The organism is Rhodococcus sp. 24CO (genome assembly GCF_050586165.1).
Taxonomy (GTDB): domain Bacteria; phylum Actinomycetota; class Actinomycetes; order Mycobacteriales; family Mycobacteriaceae; genus Rhodococcus_F.
This window is the reverse complement of the sequence record NZ_JAZFNF010000001.1, coordinates 769134-786536: the sequence shown is the minus strand read 5'-3', so window position 1 is coordinate 786536 and position 17403 is coordinate 769134. Positions and strand designations below refer to the sequence as shown.

Genomic DNA, 17403 nt, shown 5'->3' with positions numbered 1-17403 from the left:
AGGTATCACTGATCGGTCTGATTCACCCGGTAACCGTCAGTCGTCGCAATCACGTCGGCTACTTTCGCGCGGGGGCGCCCGCAGGAACGGTCACAGCCCGCCCAGTGCTGCCGGCCTTCGATCGGTAGTGAATCCTGCTCGACGGCTTCGATGGCGTCCGCTCGGACATCGGCGAGCGACTTCTCGCATCCGGGGCTTCCGGTGCAGGCTGTGACGTCGAGCCACGGCGAATTCTCGTCGAAGATCAAGCCCATCGGCGCGAGAACTCGCACCACCTGCTCGGCTGCACCTTCGTCCAGATCGAAGATCATGATCGAGCGCCACGGCGTCACGACCACGGGTTTTTCGATGGCGGCGAGGAATTCGGCGAGCCGTGCGTCGAGGAGTCCGAAGCGGAGCCCGCCGCCCAATGCGACGGTTCCGTCGCGTTGTTCGAGCCACCCGATGGCCGGCCCGGCGTCTGGGGCAAGGTCGACGGCACCAGCAAATTCGGCCGAAAGTCCCAGGCGGTCGATGGTTCGAGCGATTCCGTCGGGCACTTCGGCCAGTCGCCAGTGCTTGTCACGAAGATTCAGGAACGCGTGCGCGGTGTCGAGGAGCAACGGCACAGCGTCGTCGACATGGACGAGGTGGTTGGTGCGATGCCCCGCGAGCACGAGGGAGTGCTCGGATTCGCTGTGGGCGTGCAGTCCGAAATCGCCGTGCAGACCACTGATGTCGCCGCGGCCGTCGTCGAGTGTGAAGAGTGTTCGTCCTGGTAACTGCGCCAACGCCGGGTCCGACTGCACCGCCGCGTCAAGATGGCGAACCAGCTCACGCACATCGGCGACACCCCCGATTCGGCCGGAGAGCGGCGACGCCAGAATGTTGCGAACCCGCTCGTGCGTCGCTGAGGGAAGCAAACCGGCGGACGCGATCCGTTCGGCAAATACGTGGGGGTCTTTGACAGCGCGGAGTTGAATATTTCCGCGTGAGGTGAGTTCCATCTGCCCGTTGCCCACGTCGCGGGCGGCCTCGGCAAGCGTCTGCAACTGGTGTGGAGCCAGCGCGCCGCCGGGTAGGCGCACGCGCGCCAACGGGCCGGCTGCGGCCTGGTGAACTTGCAGTGCTCCAGGGCACGCATCTGGCTGCGAACGGTCTGTGGACATGGGTCAAGGGTACGACCGTGCAGAGCGCGGACCCGCGACCGGTAGCATCACGGGCAACCAGTGACAGCAGGTGAGGAAACCGGTGAGATTCCGGTGCGGTCGCGCCACTGTGAGTGTGTGCAAGCGGAACTGTTTCCGTTTGTACACACGAGTCAGACCCTCAACTGCTGTCCATGAAAGATCTTTTTCACGGGGCGCGAAACCCCAGGAAGGTTTCACCTGTGATTCTTCTGCTCTCGACGTCCGACACCGATCTGCTGAGCGCTCGCGCAAGCCAGGACAACGGCGACGGCGTTTCGTATCGGTGGGCAAACCCGTCCAGGCTGCTGGTTTCCGAGGATCTACCTGGCTTGCTCGACGGCGCCGATCTTGTGATCGTGCGCATCCTCGGCAGCCGTCGGAGCTGGGAAGACGGCCTGAACATGGTCCTGGCCAGCGGCCTGCCCGTCGTGGTGCTCGGCGGCGAACACGCACCTGATGCCGACCTCATGGAGTGCTCGACTGTCTCCCCGGGCGTTGCGGCTGAAGCGCACAACTACCTGGCGGAAGGCGGCGCAGACAACCTCGCTCAGCTGCACCACTTCCTGTCCGACACGGTGCTGCTCACCGGTCACGGCTTCGAGGCCCCGGCGCGGCTGCCGTCGTGGGGAATTGCTGATTTTGCCCCAGACATCACCGCCAACAGTGGTCCCGTCATCGCGGTTCTCTATTACCGCGCCCAGCACCTCGCCGGGAATACCCGCTACGTCCAGGCGCTCTGCGATGCGATTGCCGATGCCGGCGGCACTGCGCTCCCGATCTACTGCGCCTCGTTGCGCAGCGCCGAAGCTGAATTGCTGACCACACTCCGCCGCGCCGACGCCATGGTCGTGACGGTTCTCGCAGCCGGCGGAACGAAGCCGGCCACCGCGTCCGCGGGCGGCGACGACGAAGCCTGGGACGTGGCAGCACTCGCCGCACTGGACGTACCGATCTTGCAGGGGCTGTGCCTGACCAGCAGTCGCGCTACCTGGGATGCCAACGACGACGGACTGTCGCCGCTCGATGTCGCAACCCAGGTTGCGGTCCCCGAATTCGACGGACGCATCATCACGGTGCCGTTCTCGTTCAAGGAAATCGATTCCGACGGTCTCTCCACGTACATGCCTGATCCGGAGCGTGCAGCCCGCGTGGCCGGAATCGCGGTGCGCCACGGCAAGTTGCGTCATATTCCGACGCCGGAGCGTCGTGTTGCATTGATGCTGTCGGCATACCCAACGAAGCACGCTCGCATCGGCAATGCCGTTGGACTCGACACACCAGCCAGCGCGATCGACCTGCTGACCGAAATGCGCAGCACCGGTTACGACCTCGGACCCGTCGACGGTCCCGACTCTGTTCCCGGCTTGGCCGCCAAGGATGGCGACGCTCTGATTCATGCGTTGATCGCGGCCGGCGGGCAGGATCCCGATTGGCTCACGGCCGAGCAGCTCGAGGGCAACCCGATCCGCATTTCGGCAGCGCAGTACCGCGAGTGGTTCGCCACCCTGCCTGAAGATCTGCGTAGCGGCGTCGAAGAGCACTGGGGTGAAGCGCCCGGCGAGCTGTACGTCGACCGGTCGCAGGACCCGGACGGCGAAATCGTCATCGCCGCACTGCGATTCAACAACATCGTGCTCATGGTTCAGCCGCCTCGGGGCTTTGGTGAGAAGCCCGTCGCGATCTACCACGATCCCGATCTGCCGCCGAGTCACCACTACCTTGCCGCGTACCGTTGGATCGCTGCGACCCCGGACAACGGCGGATTTGGTGCCGACGCGGTTGTTCACCTGGGCAAGCACGGCAACCTCGAATGGCTGCCGGGCAAGACGCTCGGCATGTCCAGCAGCTGCGGTACCGACGCCGCGCTCGGTGACCTGCCCCTGATCTACCCGTTCCTCGTGAACGACCCGGGGGAGGGAACCCAGGCAAAGCGCCGGGCGCACGCGACGCTGGTCGATCACCTGATCCCGCCGATGGCCCGCGCCGAAAGCTACGGCGACATTTCCCGGCTCGAACAACTACTCGACGAGCACTCCAACATCTCCGCGCTCGATCCGTCCAAGCTGCCGGCCATCCGCCAGCAGATCTGGACCCTGATGCGTGCAGCCAAGATGGACCACGACCTCGGACTTGCCGAACGTCCGGAAGAAGACGTGTTCGACGACATGCTCCTGCACGTCGACGGCTGGCTGTGCGAGATCAAGGACGTCCAGATCCGCGACGGTTTGCACATCCTCGGCCGCGCACCCGAGGGTGACGCCGAAATCGAACTGGTACTCGCGATGCTGCGGGCGCGACAGATGTGGGGCGGCGAGCAGAGCGTTCCCGGTCTTCGTGAGGCACTCGGCCTGAGCGAGGACGGCGACGAATCACGTAACCGCGTCGACGACATCGAAGAAAAGGCGCACGCGCTCATCCGCGCCATGTCCGACGCCGAGTGGAATCCCGCTGCGGCGCAGGGACTCAGCGACGATCCGACCGTCATCAAGATTCTGCAGTTCGCAGCCACCGAGGTAGTACCGCGTCTGCGTCAAACCTCCGGCGAGATCAAGCAGGTGCTGCACGCACTCGACGGCGGCTTCATCGCGGCCGGCCCGAGTGGATCGCCGCTGCGCGGATTGATCAACGTGCTCCCCACTGGCCGCAATTTCTACTCGGTCGATCCCAAGGCGGTTCCGTCGCGTCTGGCGTGGGAGACCGGCCAGGCCATGGCGGAGTCTCTTGCCGCCCGCTACCTCGCCGATCACGGGGAGTACCCACGTTCGGTGGGTCTGTCCGTGTGGGGTACCGCCGCCATGCGTACATCCGGCGACGACATCGCCGAAGTGTTTGCGCTCCTCGGTGTTCGCCCCGTCTGGGACGAAGCCAGTCGACGCGTCGTCAACCTCGAGGTCATCGATCTCGAAGAACTGGGACGCCCGCGCATCGATGTCACAGTCCGCATTTCCGGCTTCTTCCGCGACGCGTTCCCGCACGTCCTGGCGCTGCTCGACGACGCCGTGCAGTTGGTCGCGGCGTTGGACGAGACCGACGAGCAGAACTACATTCGCGCCCACGCACAGGCAGATCTTGCCGAGCACGGAGACGCCCGGCGTGCAACCACGCGTATTTTCGGCTCCAAGCCCGGAACCTACGGGGCTGGTCTGCTGCAACTCATCGACTCCAAGACCTGGCGCGGCGACGACGACCTCGCCGATGTGTACACCACGTGGGGCGGCTTTGCGTACGGCCGCGGCCTCGACGGAATCCCCGCCGCCGACGACATGCGCAGCGCGTACCGTCGAATCAACGTGGCGGCCAAGAACACTGACACACGTGAACACGACATCGCGGATTCCGACGACTACTTCCAGTACCACGGCGGCATGGTCGCAACCGTGCGCGCGCTGACCGGGAAGTCTCCCGAGGCATACATCGGCGACAGCACCCGGCCGGAATCGGTTCGCACACGGACACTTTCGGAAGAGACCGCACGTGTCTTCCGGGCGCGCGTGGTCAATCCCCGCTGGCTCGACGCGATGCGCCGTCATGGGTACAAGGGTGCATTCGAGATGGCGGCCACGGTCGATTACCTCTTCGGGTACGACGCCACCACCAACGTGGTCGCGGACTGGATGTATGAGAAGCTGGCCGAAACCTACGTCCTGGACGAGCAGAATCAGAAGTTCATGACGCAGTCCAATCCGTGGGCATTGCACGGTATCGCCGAACGACTTCTCGAAGCTGCTGAGCGCAAGATGTGGGAGCACCCGGAGCCGAAGACGCTCGACGGGTTGCGTCAGGTGTATCTCGAAACCGAAGGCGAGCTCGAAGGGGAGTAGTTACCCACGTTTGTCGGTCCTCCGACCCATAATGGCGGAATGTCAGTTTGCACACGTTTCCGACGGGACGGCGTCCGCTGCACCAACCAGACCGAGTACGTCGACGGTTGGTGCCGGGCGGACGGGTGCGACGGGTTCCTGCGGGCCGAGCAGTCGGGCGCCCCGGAATCGGTCGGTGTTCCGCACGGCACGGCCAAACACATCCGGATGTCGCGCGATCTGCCGGTCGGCGACATCGCGGTCGAGGATGTCCACGACGTGCGGGTTACGGTTCGCGCCACGGACAGCTTTCGCTACCACCACGGCGGAGACGAGCGGGCAGCGGAGTTCCAACTGCGCAACATGCTCGAGGATTTCCTGCTGAAGTCTGCCCGTAGGCCGTCGAGTGGCGGTTACCTGCGGCTCTCGCGTAACGGTTTCGACGTCGTGCTCTCGCCCGATCGAGGCACGATTACGGGGTATTCGACGATCCATCGCGAGCGGACGTGGGAACAGGTCAAGAGCGGGGTCAAGTCTCGTTTCTCGGGTCGTAATCATGGCGGTTCGGGAGTGCCACGCCCGGAAATGGGTCCACCGGTGTTGGCGGAGGACTTTGCCGACACCTTCGAACCGTCTTCGGTGCATCTGACGGTGCGGGTCCGTCAGGCCTACGCCCGAATCCATGCGCTGACTGCCGACGTCGACACCACACTTCGGCGGGCACTCGCACAATGGGATCCGCGGACTCTCGTCCAACTCGGTGAGGGGCTGTTCGAAATCCAGGCCGACAACAATTTCTGGCTGGTCTCACCCGATTGCCGTGTGCTGATCGGGGTCAGGGACCATCCCTTCAGCACTTAGATTTTCTCAGCGCTTCGAGTTGATGATCTGCGCGATGTTGCGTTCGGCCAACGCCGTGATTGTCAACGACGGATTGACCGTGCCGGTACTACCCGGGATCGCCGCTCCATCCATAACGTACAGACCGTCGTACCCCTTGACCCGGCCGTAACCGTCGGTGGCTTTGCCCAAGACTGCGCCGCCGAGAGGATGCGCGGTGAACGAGCAGTTGACGTCCTGCGCAAACGGCAATGCCGACGGCAGCGTCGAACCTGCAAAGGCCATTGTGTTCTGCACAGCACGCAAGGCCTCGATCGTGGCCGCACTGCCGTTTTTCGGCCAGTTGAGAACTACACGGTTTGTGTGGGCGTCGAAGCTGAAATCGGCGCGTTGCGGATCGAGGGTCATCCCCAGGCTGGCAAGCATGCCGATGTTCACCGGAACTCCTGCTGCATGCCAGTTTTCGAGGGACAGAGGCAGTCCCGTTTCATCAACGATGCGCGACGCGGAAGGTGCTGCCTGCGCTGAGCCGTCGCTGAACCCGAAGGATCGCACCATCGCGCCGTCGCCGTTGGTGCCCCACCCTTTACCGATGTGCTCGTTGAGGTTCGGCAGCGCGCCTGTCGCCTGAGCGCGGACAAGCAGTTCGGACGTTCCGATCGACCCAGCGCCGAGGAAGAGACGATCACACGTGATGGTGCGCCTGTTCAACACTGCGCCGGTGGGATCGCTTGTTTCGACATCGACGACGTATCGTCCGTCCTTCTCGCGGCCGATGCTCAACACTTGATGCCCGAAGCACACCGTGGTCTTGCCCGTGGCTTCAGCGGCGGGAATGTAATTCTGGGTGAGATCGAATTTTGCGCCGTTGGAATTGCCCATGTTGGTGTCGCCGACGGTTGCGGACGGGCGTGAGCCGCCCTTCAGTTCGGAACGAACGACGTCCCAGTTCCAGATGCCGTCGATGCGATGCGGGTCGAAGCCGGCTCGGCGGGCATCCTGATCCCACCGACGCGAATGCCCGAAGTTCGCCGTTTGGTAGAGATCTTCGGGCAGTGGGCTCAGGCGCAACATCTGGCGGACCTTGGGGTACCAGGTAGCAGACATCTCGTCGTAGTTCAGTGAGTTGCCGAACACTGCGTCGAAGAATCTGCGCTCGGGTGCGATCATCACGCCGGTGAAGATGACGGAACCGCCGCCGACTGCGGCGCCGCGCCACACCGACATGTTTTCGTAGTCGGTGGCGTCGAGAACTCCACTGAAGTAATCGCACGCAACCGGAATCCCGGTGAGGTTGGTGAACGATGTGCGGCGAAACACGCCTCGGCCGTCGGCGAGCAGGTCCGAGGTGTGGATTTCGCGATACGGATCATGAGGCCATCGAAGTCCCCGTTCCAATACCGTGACCTGAGTTCCGCTCTGTGCGAGTCGAAGCGCGGTGGCACTGGCACCGAATCCGGAGCCGATAACGATGGCTTCCGAATGTTGCAGGGGGACCGGTGAGGGAGCAAACAGTTCGGGAACGAGGTTGCGGTAGTGGTCCACGCCCATCGGGAGAGTGTGCCGCGGCGTCGCCTGGCTTACAGCCGTATTTGTCAGTGATGCTGTCGCGGCAACCGCTGCGCCAACGCCGGCCGCCTTAAAGAAACTTCGACGTTGCATGATGAAAAGCTCAACTCCCGATACCTTGACAGACCTAGGTAACGACAGAATAGCTCGAGTGAGAATTTGAGAGTGAACCTTGTCCTGATATTAGCCACTAAAGTGGGACAACTCGGACAATAGGGTAGATCGCGGAATGGTGTCTGAAATGTCAGGTCGCGTGATTACCGCGATTCGCACCTATCCTCGACAGGTGACCCCAGACTTCAAGCGAGTGACAGAATCCAAGTACGTCCTGCTCACCACATTCCGCAAAGACGGCACACCCGTCGCAACGCCGCTGTGGGCTGCCCTCGACGGCGAGCGGTTGCTGATGTGGACGGTGACCGATTCCTACAAGGTGAAGCGGATCAGGCGGAACCCGTCAGTGACCGTCGCAGTGTGCGATGCTCGCGGAAATCCCAAAGGCGAACCGGTGGCCGCGAAGGCGGAAATCCTCGACGGCCCCGGAACCGATCACGCCCGTGATGCGATTGCTCGTCGCTACGGAATCATCGGTTGGCTCACGATGAAGGGCAGTCTCCTTCGTCGCGGCAAGACCGGAACCGTCGGAATTGCGATTTCCGAAACATAAATGGACGATAGTTTGTTGAATCGTGGTTTCGGGCAAGGTGATTGGACTAAATAACCAATCGAGATGACGGCAAAGGTGCAGCAGTCTAGCGAATGTGGTGATCCATTCCTAGTCATCGCACGGCATCGCTCGGGTCGATACGCTGGACATGTCGGTGTGCGCGACGCACCATCACAACAGGTGCTCTCCGCATCGACATGTCCAGATCTTCGATCTGACGGAGTTGCACATGACACTCACCAATCAATCACATTCCAAGAGTTCGTCCGCAGAATCTGACGTCACCCTCATCGTGGCTCAGCTTCGCAAAGTGTATGCCGGTGGCCGGACCCGAAAAGCAGACTGGCGCAAAGGCCAGATCGAGGGAATCGAAAAATTTCTCGACGAACGCGAGCCAGAGATAGCGGCGGCACTTGCGGCAGATCTTGGACGCAGCGAGATGGAGGCGTGGCTCGCTGACATTGCACTTGTCAAGGCAGAGGCGAGCTACGCGCGAAAACGTCTGCGCTGGTGGATGCGTCGGCGACCACAACCGCTCCCGCTGAACCAACTGCCGGCAATCGGCTGGGTGCAGCCCGAGCCGCTCGGTGTCGTGCTGGTGATCGGAGCCTGGAACTATCCCGTCTACGTCACACTCACCCCACTTGTCGCAGCACTTGCCGCGGGCAACGTAGTCATCGTCAAACCGTCAGAGGTGGCCCCTGCGACGTCCGCACTGCTGGCTCACTGGCTGCCGCGGTACGTCGATCCGGAGTCCGTTGTGGTTGTCGAAGGCGATGCACACGTGACGCAGGAAGTGCTGTCCCAAGGTCCTGACAAGGTGTTGTTCACGGGCGGTACCGAGATCGGGCGCAAGATCATGGCAGGAGCGGCGCCACATTTGACGCCGGTACTGCTCGAACTTGGCGGCAAGAGTCCAGTCATCGTCGCTGCCGACGCCGAGTTGGATGTCGTGGCGAGACGCGTTGCGTGGGCGAAGTTGTTCAACTCGGGACAGACATGCCTTGCGCCTGACTACGTGCTCGCGGAACGGTCGATCCACGAAGAGCTGGTGCGTCGCATCATTGACACTTTCACGCAGTTTCGGGCCGATCAGCAAGGTCGGGGACTGCAGATTGTCAACGAGCGTCAGTTCGACAGGCTCGCCGCAAGCCTTGCCGACACTTCTGGGCGGATCGTGCTCGGCGGTGGATCGGATCGTGATGCCCTCACGATAGAACCGACGGTGATCACCGACCCCGATCCTGACGACGCCGTGATGCGGGAAGAGATCTTCGGACCGATTCTTCCTGTGCTCGCTGTGGACTCGATCGACGAGGCGATCACGTTCGTCAACACGCGGCCCAAACCGCTTGCTGCGTATTACTTCACGAGTTCACGAACCGTGGCGACAAAGCTGGTGAACAGAATCAGTTCCGGTGGGGCAGTGGTGAATCATGTGACCGTGCACGCGATGGTGCCGCAATTGCCGTTCGGTGGCGTCGGGGATAGCGGGATGGGTGCCTACCACGGAAAGTGGGGCTTTGAAGCCTTCAGTCATCGTAAGTCTGTGCTGGTCAAGCCATTCAGGCCGGATCTGAAGTTCGTCTACCCCCCGTACACCGCGCGTTCCGTGAAGATGATGCGTCGCCTGTTCTGAATCCTCGACTTCGGCAATCGATTTCGATTCCGGTAGGAGAAGTGATGATCGACAATACCGGTGACTTGGTTTTTGTACACCCGTCTGGGGCCGAAGTGCGGACTGCGGTAGAGGCGTTCCAGCACACTGCGCGGATGCATCCGGACAGAGTCGCGTTGCGCACTCCCGGCGGATGTCAGGAGGTGACCTGGCGTGGATACGCGCAACGTGTCGAGGCCATCGCCGGTGGACTGGCGGAGCTAGGTGTTCGGCGCGGCGACACCGTCGGGCTCATGCTGACCAACCGGCCGGAATTTCACCTCGCCGACACTGCGATCACCCATCTAGGAGCGGTTCCGTTCTCGGTGTACAACACCAGTGCGCCAGATCAACTCGAATTTCTGTTTACCAGCGCCGGCAACAGGGCGATCGTCACCGAGCAGGCGTTCCTGTCGCCGATTGCAGCGTCTGGCGTGGAGTTCGAGCACATAGTCACCGTGGACGGCCCGGCGGATGGAGCACGCGAGCTGGCGGAGATTGAATCGAATTCGGCCGCTGACTTCGACTTCGAAGCGTCATGGCGAGCTGTTGGACCGGAGGATTTGGTCACCCTCATCTACACCTCAGGTACCACCGGCCTCCCTAAAGGCGTGGAAGTCACGCACCGAAACGCTATCGCTGTTGCCAGAGCTATGGACGGCTTCGACCTCGGATTCGAGGATCGGGCTATCTCGTACTTGCCGTCGGCGCACATCGCTGATCGGATTTCGACGCACGGCGCAAACCAGATTTTTGGTGTGCAGATCACGTCGGTCGGAGATCTGCGCCAATTGATGTCGGCGCTGTCCGACGTGCGGCCGACCATGTTTCTCGGTGTGCCGCGGGTCTGGATGAAGATCCAGGCTGGAATTGAGGCAAAGCTTGCAGCGGAAACAAACCCGATCAGGTCCAAATTGGCGACCTGGTCCTTCGACGTGGGTACGCGGGCAGCAAAAGCAGATCTGAACGGGGTGCGGGGGCGAGCGCTGCAACTGCAACACAAGCTTGCCGACACCTTGGTGTTTTCGAAGGTGCGGACCACTCTCGGGTTCGATCAGCTCAGGTTGGCATTCACAGGAGCAGCGGCCATTCCCGTCGAGACCCTCGAGTACTTCACAGGCCTGGGTATCCCGGTGCTCGAGACCTGGGGCATGTCGGAAACCACTGGACTCGGTGCGATGACCACCGCTGACAATCTGAAGATCGGGACAGTGGGTAAACCTGTCACGGGCGTAGAAATCAGACTCGCTGATGATGGTGAAGTACTGGTACGAGGACCGATCGTGATGCGGGGATACCGCAATCAGCCCGAAAAGACCGCTGAAACCATCGACTCCGATGGCTGGATGGCGACTGGCGATGTCGGGAAGTTCGATGACAACGGCAACCTGACCATCGTCGACCGCAAGAAAGAACTCATCATCAATTCTTCGGGAAAGAATTTGGCGCCCAATAATATCGAGAATGCTGTGAAGGCTTCCTCGTCGTTGATCGCTCAAGTTGTCGCGATCGGTAACAACCAGAGGTACGTCACTGCGCTGGTGACGTTGGATCCGGACGTCGCTGACCTGCGAGCACAGACCTTAGGGGTGCCCGGAGCGCAACTCGCGGATTTGGTCGCACACCCGAAGATCGTGGAAGAGGCGACGCGGGCAGTAAAGGCTGGAAACGCGAAATTGTCCAGAGTTGAACAGGTGAAACGCTTTTCGATTGTTTCATCGGCTTGGGTTCCGGGCGGTGATGAACTGACCCCGACGATGAAGTTGCGGCGCAAACCGATCGCGAGTAAGTACGCGGCTACGATCACCGCCCTCTACGCCGACGGCACGGATGACGGTGTCATCAACGTGGGTTGATTACATTTTGGCGGAGCGTGCCATGGCGAAGGAGTAGAGACCGTAGGTGATGATGCCAAGCCCTGCGGCTACCAGGAGCGCTACGCCGTAGGGCTGGGCGCCGAGGGTTTTCAGGGCACCGTCGAGGCCGGAAGATTTATCGGGGGCTGATTGGATCACCGCTACGATCACCAGCACCCCCATCGCCGCAATGGCCAATCCCTTGGCGATATACCCGACCGTGCCGAGACGTCGAACCAGGTCGCTGGTGGGGCCTTCGAGGTCGTCGAGGAAGTTCTGGCTGGCACCTTTGTACACGTGGTAACCGCCGATCGCGACAATAACCAGAGCGCCGGCAACGAGTGCGACCGAGCCTGCACCGGATTGCATCAGGCGCGCGGTGATCCCGGTGCTTTGGCTGCTACTGGATTTGCCGATTCCGCGTGCAAAACCCCAAGCAGTGAACGCAAATGCAAAATAAACCCCGGCCAGGGAGAACGCCTTGATTCGATCGAATATCCGCGACAATTTCTTGTTGGCATCGGGCCTGGACGAACTGCCGAGTAACGCTTCAGCCACCCGCCACAGGCCCATGGCTGCAAATACGACGACGCCGATCCAGAGCGCCAAGCCGCCACCTGGCTTGTTTGCCAGTTCCGTCATCGCCCCGGACTGGTCTGCGGTTCCGCCGCCCCCGAGGGCGAGGCGGATGGCGATGTAGCCGATGATCAGGTGAACGATGCCGCTCCCGACGAAGCCTGCTCGGGCAATACGCTCGAAGATGCTGTTCTGGGCGACTTGGCCGGCGGTAGAGGACGAGTTGTTGTATCCCGTCGATGCGGAATGCGGATCGTCCGGGTTGGTATGAGGCATGTTGGATCTCCAGTTACTGGGCGGAAACGGTCACGGACGATCCTGGCAATACTATGTGACTGCTGCCGTCGATCGAAAGTTCGATCGGTGCAGCGTCTTTCGTCTCCGACGATACGGTCACTGAAGAATGTGTGCACTGGACCTGCAATCGATGGCCACGGTAGTAGATCGTGAAGACTAGTTCGCTCAGTTCGAGTGGCAATTGCGGATGCAGCCATAAAATGTCTTCGCGAAAGTCGAGGCCGGTGTAACAGCGTTCGAGAATATCGATCGCACCTGCCATCGCAGCGAGGTGAATGCCCTCTCGTGTGCGGCCACGCTGGGTGTCCGAGAGGTCCGACGCGAGCGCGCTACGAAGCATGTTCCATGATTGCGAACGATTACCTCGTACCAGCACCCAAGTGTGTGCGATTCGGCTGAGAGTCGATCCGTGCGTAGTGCGGGACAGGTAATAGTCGATCATCGACGGAATCGAGGACGGGTCGAATTTGTATCCCAACCGTGCGATCAGATCTGTCAGTTCCTCCGCGGGAAAGACATAGAGCAGCATGAGAATGTCTGCTTGTTTTGAGGCTTTGTAATGGACGGTTGAATCGCCTTCAGCCTCGAGGATGAGATCGAGGCGACCGATATCGAGGTACCGGGATCGGTAGTCTGCCCAGTCCAGTTCTTTGAGCGCGTCGAAACCCTCGAATTGCGCGAGCAGGCCATTCGGAAGGAACGTGAGGCGCAGACGTCGACTCATTTTTTCCCAGGCCGCCAACTCGGATTCGGTGACCTCAAGGTCATCGGTGACGGATCGGTCTGTGCGGCCGAGTATCTCGACAGCATCAAGCGCTCGCATCAGTGACCACTCCGTCATGATGTTGACGTACGAATTGTTGTCGACGCCCGCGCCGGGTCGGTCCGGATAGCCGTCGTGAAATTCGTCGGGACCCATGACGCCCCGGATGTCGTATCGGTCATCGGTGGCGTCGTATTCAGCGCGACTGATCCAAAAGCGAGCATTTTCGACAAGAAGTTCGACTGCGTGATTCCTGAGAAATTCGAGGTCGGTGGTTGTTTGCCAGTATTGCCACACGTTGTATGCGATGGCGAGGTTCACGTGATGTTGACGTCGAGAATTGTCGGGCATCCAGCGCTTGGAACGCGGATTGAACAGTGCCGAAGGCGTTTCCTCGCGCCCATCGCTACCGCTTTGCCAGGGGAACAGTGCGCCGTCGTGCCCCAGCCTTCTCGCGTTGCTTTGTGCCTGTCGAAGGCGGCGACTTCGATACAGGAGCAATGACCGTGTCAATTCAGGTAGGCGCACGGTCAGGATCGGTGTAACCAACAATTCGTCCCAGAACACGTGCCCGCGATAGGCCTCGCCGTGTAGTCCTCGCGCCGGAACGCCCACGTCCAGATCAATGGTGTGCGCGGACAGGGTCTGCAGTACGTGAACGAGCTGGACGTTGGCCGCCAAAGATGTTGTGACATCGGAGCCCAGCGTGATGGCAAATTTATGCCACAGAAGCTCCCACGCGATGCAATGCCGGCGGAACAATTCGCTGTGATCGGCAGTGTCGAGCGCGTGTTCCCGTGCCGCATGGTCGGGTTCCACTGTTGCATGGTCACGAGATGTGAAGAGTGACATGGTTTTTTCGAAAACAACGGGCTGGCCCGACTTTCCAGCGTATGTGACGACCTGTGCGACGGAATTTTCGCTGTCGTCCACTCGCCGTGTGTGTTGCGGCGTCGACCCGTCGACGAGCCGGACTCTCAACCGTTCACATTGCGACACACGGATATGCGAGGTCGACGTTTCTACCGTGGATGAAACGCGTTCGGCATCAACCGTTTCTGCGGAAATGACAGTGAGGTGGCGATTCGCGAGGAGGGAATAGTCCGGGACGTTGTTGTTGGACACAGCTGCATTGATACCTGAGCGCACGTGGACAGTGCCGTCCCAGTTTTCGGGGATGATCGTCGTGCTGATTGCCGCGAGGTGAGGATCGTCCATCGAGACGAATCGTTGTTGACGAATTCTGGTCACTCGGCCGTCGATGTCGCGGAAAGTCGTCTCACGCCGAACGGTCCCGCAGCGTAGATCGAATTCTTCATGGTGATGATCGATCAGATGGGACTCGCTCCCAAGCCACTCGCCGTCGGGTCCGGCCGCGGTGAACACCGTCCAATCCGGAATATTGACGGCACTCTCGTCTTCGCGAGACCTACCTGCTGCCTGCGAAGTCAATCTGTTGTAGCACCCGGCGATGTATGTGCCGGGGTAGTGCACGCCGTCGTCATGTGATTCCGAGAGCGCTCCGCGCGTGGCGAAATAGCCGTTTCCCTGTGTCAACAGCGTTTCCCGCAGCCCAGCGGTGTCGGGGCTGAGTCCACGGTATTCGAGGGACCACGACGGGTCGGCGCCGTCAGTACACAGCTCGCACGCGGCATCGTCGTTGTCACCCTCCGCCGAGGTGGAGGTGACGAAGTGGTAATCGATCTCACTGACGTCGGATACCACGAGGTCGGCTCCGCTGTCGATCAAGGCCGCAACGTTTTCGGCCGGTCCAAGTCCGATACTCATGCCGAAGCCGCCAGAGTGGGCGGCGCGGATTCCGGAGGTCGCGTCCTCGATGACAACACACTCAGAGGGTGGGACGGACAGGCGCGCTGCAGCTTCCAGATAGGTGTCGGGATTCGGTTTCCCTGTAAGGCCGCGCTTTGCGGCGTCGATGCCATCACAGCGGATATCGAAGAGGTCTGCCAAGTGGGCGCTGTCGAGTACGAACTTCGCGTTTCTGCTTGCCGAGACGATCCCTGTGTGGACGCCGGCCGAGCGTAACTGCTGAATCCACCGGACCGTGGGAACGATCACTTCGACACGATGTCGACCAAGTTCTTCGAGGAAGTACGTATTCTTGCGCCCGAGAAGGCTGGTGATGGTAACCGCATTAGGGGAGTCCTCCGAATTTCCCTGCGGGAGAACCACATCGCGCGAAGTGAGATAAGACTGCAGGCCCTGAGCTCGTGCTTTGCCGTCGATATATCGCCGGTAGTCGTGGTCGCTGAGTTCCACATCGCCGATCTCGCCTCGTTCGGTCAGGTAGTGGAAGAGTCGCCGCCAGGCCGCGAGATGAACTTTGGCAGTATCGGTGACCACACCGTCCATGTCGAACAAGACGGCTCGGAAGACCTTGCCGTCGATGACGATCGACGCCCGAAGAGTTTCATCTGCCCGCCAGATCGTCATGGCGGCTCCCCTGACGAGGTTCTGGGCGAATGAATCGAGGTAGGCACGGGTTCGCTCCCTCCAGCAGCGCAGTTCGCTTCACGGTATCGGACATTCCGGAGGGAGTGGCGGTGCGCAACGGTTTTTCGCGTGTTTTTTGTGCATCACATATTTCGACACGCCGGTTTCGGTAATCTTTTCCAAAGATTAGCTTGAATTTTTTCACCAGCATTTCAGGTTGGACTAATATGCGTAATACAGTCGGTTGAGCAGGCCATATGCGTAAAATTAACCCATGTCTTGCTGATTGTCGTAGTTTTGACGCTTCGGTGGAATTGCCGTGCGCGCTGACAAAACATGATCTACATTCGGTGCTGTAAGGATTCATTCAACTCACCACGAAGGGAAGATTGAAATGGGTAGTTTGGAAGATTTCGATATCTCGGCAGTGCTGCAAAAGTTGATCGCATTCGTGGATTCATTCTCATCGGACTCGCCGGAGACCGTGGAATAAGGTAAGTGACCATAGGTGCTGCGTACGCCCGATCAGGGGGCGTACGCAGCACCAACTGTCGTTTGAGGGACGGGCAGTACCGGCCATGTATTCGATTCTGATTGAATACGAAATCTATTTACTCGTGCATCCCGGAATGCAGTCCCGTTATATTCCTCATCCGAATAGTGTTAAAGCGGGGTGAGCTCTTGATGGGTTGAGATGGCCAACCGATTCCACGTGTTGATCGCTGAAATCGCCATCAACAGGCGGATGATCTGATTCTCGGTGTATGACGCCTTCACTCGCGTCCAGACTTCATCCGAAACGCCGCCTTTCTCGATGAGCGTCACTTGTTCCGTGAATTCCAACATCGCCTGCTCAGCCTCGCTGAACCACGACGGCACTTCTTTCCATGCCGCTAATACGTCCAGTCGGCGTTGATCTTCGCCGCCATTTCGGGCTTCTGTTGTGTGCATGTCCAAGCAGTAGGCGCAGTCGTTGATCTGCGAGGCACGGATTTTCAGGAGATGGAGTGTTTTCGGTTCGAGGTCGCCGGCGTGGACATATTTCTCGATGGCCAGCATGCCTTTGTACGCCTCGGGGTCTACGTCGCTGACAGACAGTCGTTGGGTGGCGCGGGGTCGACTTTCGATGGTGCTCACGTGGTCCTCCTTTGCGTCTGCTGGGGGAGCGAGCCGTGGTCGCTCCGAATTCCACGTTAGTGACGAGGAAGTGCTTTTTACACCGCTGGCGCTCGAAGTGATGTGTCCTGTTTTCGACACCGTGCGCATCTTCGTATGCCAGGGCCGCCTCGTTGCCGGGGCTTGTGGTGTTGTCCTGTGGAGTGTGGTTGACACTCAGTCTGATTGGTTGGTTCAAGTTTCGAGCCTTGCGCTGGAGTCTTATTGCGCCGGCCCTCGTCCTCGTCACATGTGCACTTGTAGCGCTGTCGGTGCCGTCGCGAGTTGCGTTCATGGCGTCGCAGGGCTCATTGGCTGCCGAGGCACAGCACTGCTCGACGTCGTCGACTGACCGTCGAATAGGCACGTATCAAGTCAAGCGGATCCAGGCCGTTGACAACGGTTGTCTGTTCTTCATCGAAGGCGGGCTGATCAATTCGATCGGTCTCGCGTACCTGCCGGCCAGAGCGCCGTACCTCGGCGATCCCAGGCATGACGGTGACATCGGCTACCAGGAACTCGACGGTGACTGGTACACGTTCGCGCACGGCGCCCGAACACCCACGGTTTCCAAAGGCCCACCTTGATTGCGGCGTTCGC

Annotated in this window: 11 protein-coding genes and 1 riboswitch; of the genes, 6 read left to right on the top strand and 5 right to left on the bottom strand. The window is 60.5% G+C overall.

The window, feature by feature from the left end:
• Window positions 1-5: 5 nt before the first annotated feature.
• On the bottom strand, window positions 6-1148 hold the full coding sequence (cobG, locus tag V2B23_RS03540) for a precorrin-3B synthase (RefSeq protein ID WP_430949041.1): 1143 nt from the start codon (window positions 1146-1148) through the stop codon (window positions 6-8).
• A gap of 47 nt (window positions 1149-1195) precedes the next feature.
• Window positions 1196-1366: riboswitch (adenosylcobalamin (AdoCbl) riboswitch) on the top strand.
• A 3-nt stretch (window positions 1367-1369) separates the two neighbouring features.
• On the opposite strand from cobG, the gene cobN reads away from it, so the two are divergent.
• Both cobN and V2B23_RS03530 read left to right on the top strand, forming a co-directional pair.
• Complete coding sequence (gene cobN, locus V2B23_RS03535) at window positions 1370-4990, top strand: cobaltochelatase subunit CobN (RefSeq protein ID WP_430949040.1); 3621 nt, start codon at window positions 1370-1372, stop codon at window positions 4988-4990.
• 39 nt (window positions 4991-5029) lie between these two features.
• On the top strand, window positions 5030-5830 hold the full coding sequence (locus V2B23_RS03530) for a hypothetical protein (protein ID WP_430949039.1): 801 nt from the start codon (window positions 5030-5032) through the stop codon (window positions 5828-5830).
• Window positions 5831-5836: 6 nt separating this feature from the next.
• Here V2B23_RS03530 and V2B23_RS03525 read toward each other — a convergent pair whose 3' ends face one another.
• Complete coding sequence (locus V2B23_RS03525) at window positions 5837-7471, bottom strand: GMC oxidoreductase (protein ID WP_430949038.1); 1635 nt, start codon at window positions 7469-7471, stop codon at window positions 5837-5839.
• Window positions 7472-7619: 148 nt separating this feature from the next.
• Here V2B23_RS03525 and V2B23_RS03520 point away from each other — a divergent pair, with 148 nt between their 5' ends.
• The 3 genes from V2B23_RS03520 (at window position 7620) to V2B23_RS03510 (ending at window position 11558) form a co-directional block, all read left to right on the top strand.
• Entirely contained in the window at window positions 7620-8045 is a 426-nt protein-coding gene (locus V2B23_RS03520) for a PPOX class F420-dependent oxidoreductase (protein WP_430949037.1), read from the top strand.
• Between the two features lie 223 nt (window positions 8046-8268).
• Window positions 8269-9684, top strand: a complete 1416-nt coding sequence (locus tag V2B23_RS03515) for an aldehyde dehydrogenase family protein (protein ID WP_430949179.1) — start codon at window positions 8269-8271, stop codon at window positions 9682-9684.
• A 44-nt stretch (window positions 9685-9728) separates the two neighbouring features.
• A complete protein-coding gene (locus V2B23_RS03510) occupies window positions 9729-11558 on the top strand; it encodes an AMP-dependent synthetase/ligase (RefSeq protein WP_430949036.1) in 1830 nt (609 codons plus the stop codon).
• Here the strand turns inward: V2B23_RS03510 and V2B23_RS03505 are convergent, their stop codons facing one another.
• From V2B23_RS03505 to V2B23_RS03495, 3 genes are all read right to left on the bottom strand, one after another.
• Complete coding sequence (locus tag V2B23_RS03505; protein WP_430949035.1) at window positions 11559-12410, bottom strand: DUF1206 domain-containing protein; 852 nt, start codon at window positions 12408-12410, stop codon at window positions 11559-11561.
• Window positions 12411-12423: 13 nt separating this feature from the next.
• A complete protein-coding gene (locus V2B23_RS03500; RefSeq protein ID WP_430949034.1) occupies window positions 12424-15648 on the bottom strand; it encodes an HAD-IA family hydrolase in 3225 nt (1074 codons plus the stop codon).
• Between the two features lie 663 nt (window positions 15649-16311).
• Window positions 16312-16785, bottom strand: a complete 474-nt coding sequence (locus V2B23_RS03495; RefSeq protein ID WP_430949033.1) for a carboxymuconolactone decarboxylase family protein — start codon at window positions 16783-16785, stop codon at window positions 16312-16314.
• A 188-nt stretch (window positions 16786-16973) separates the two neighbouring features.
• Here V2B23_RS03495 and V2B23_RS03490 point away from each other — a divergent pair, with 188 nt between their 5' ends.
• Window positions 16974-17390 carry a hypothetical protein gene (locus V2B23_RS03490; protein WP_430949032.1) on the top strand — a complete coding sequence of 139 codons (417 nt, stop codon included), beginning with the start codon at window positions 16974-16976 and terminating at the stop codon, window positions 17388-17390.
• The last annotated feature ends 13 nt before the right edge of the window (window positions 17391-17403 follow it).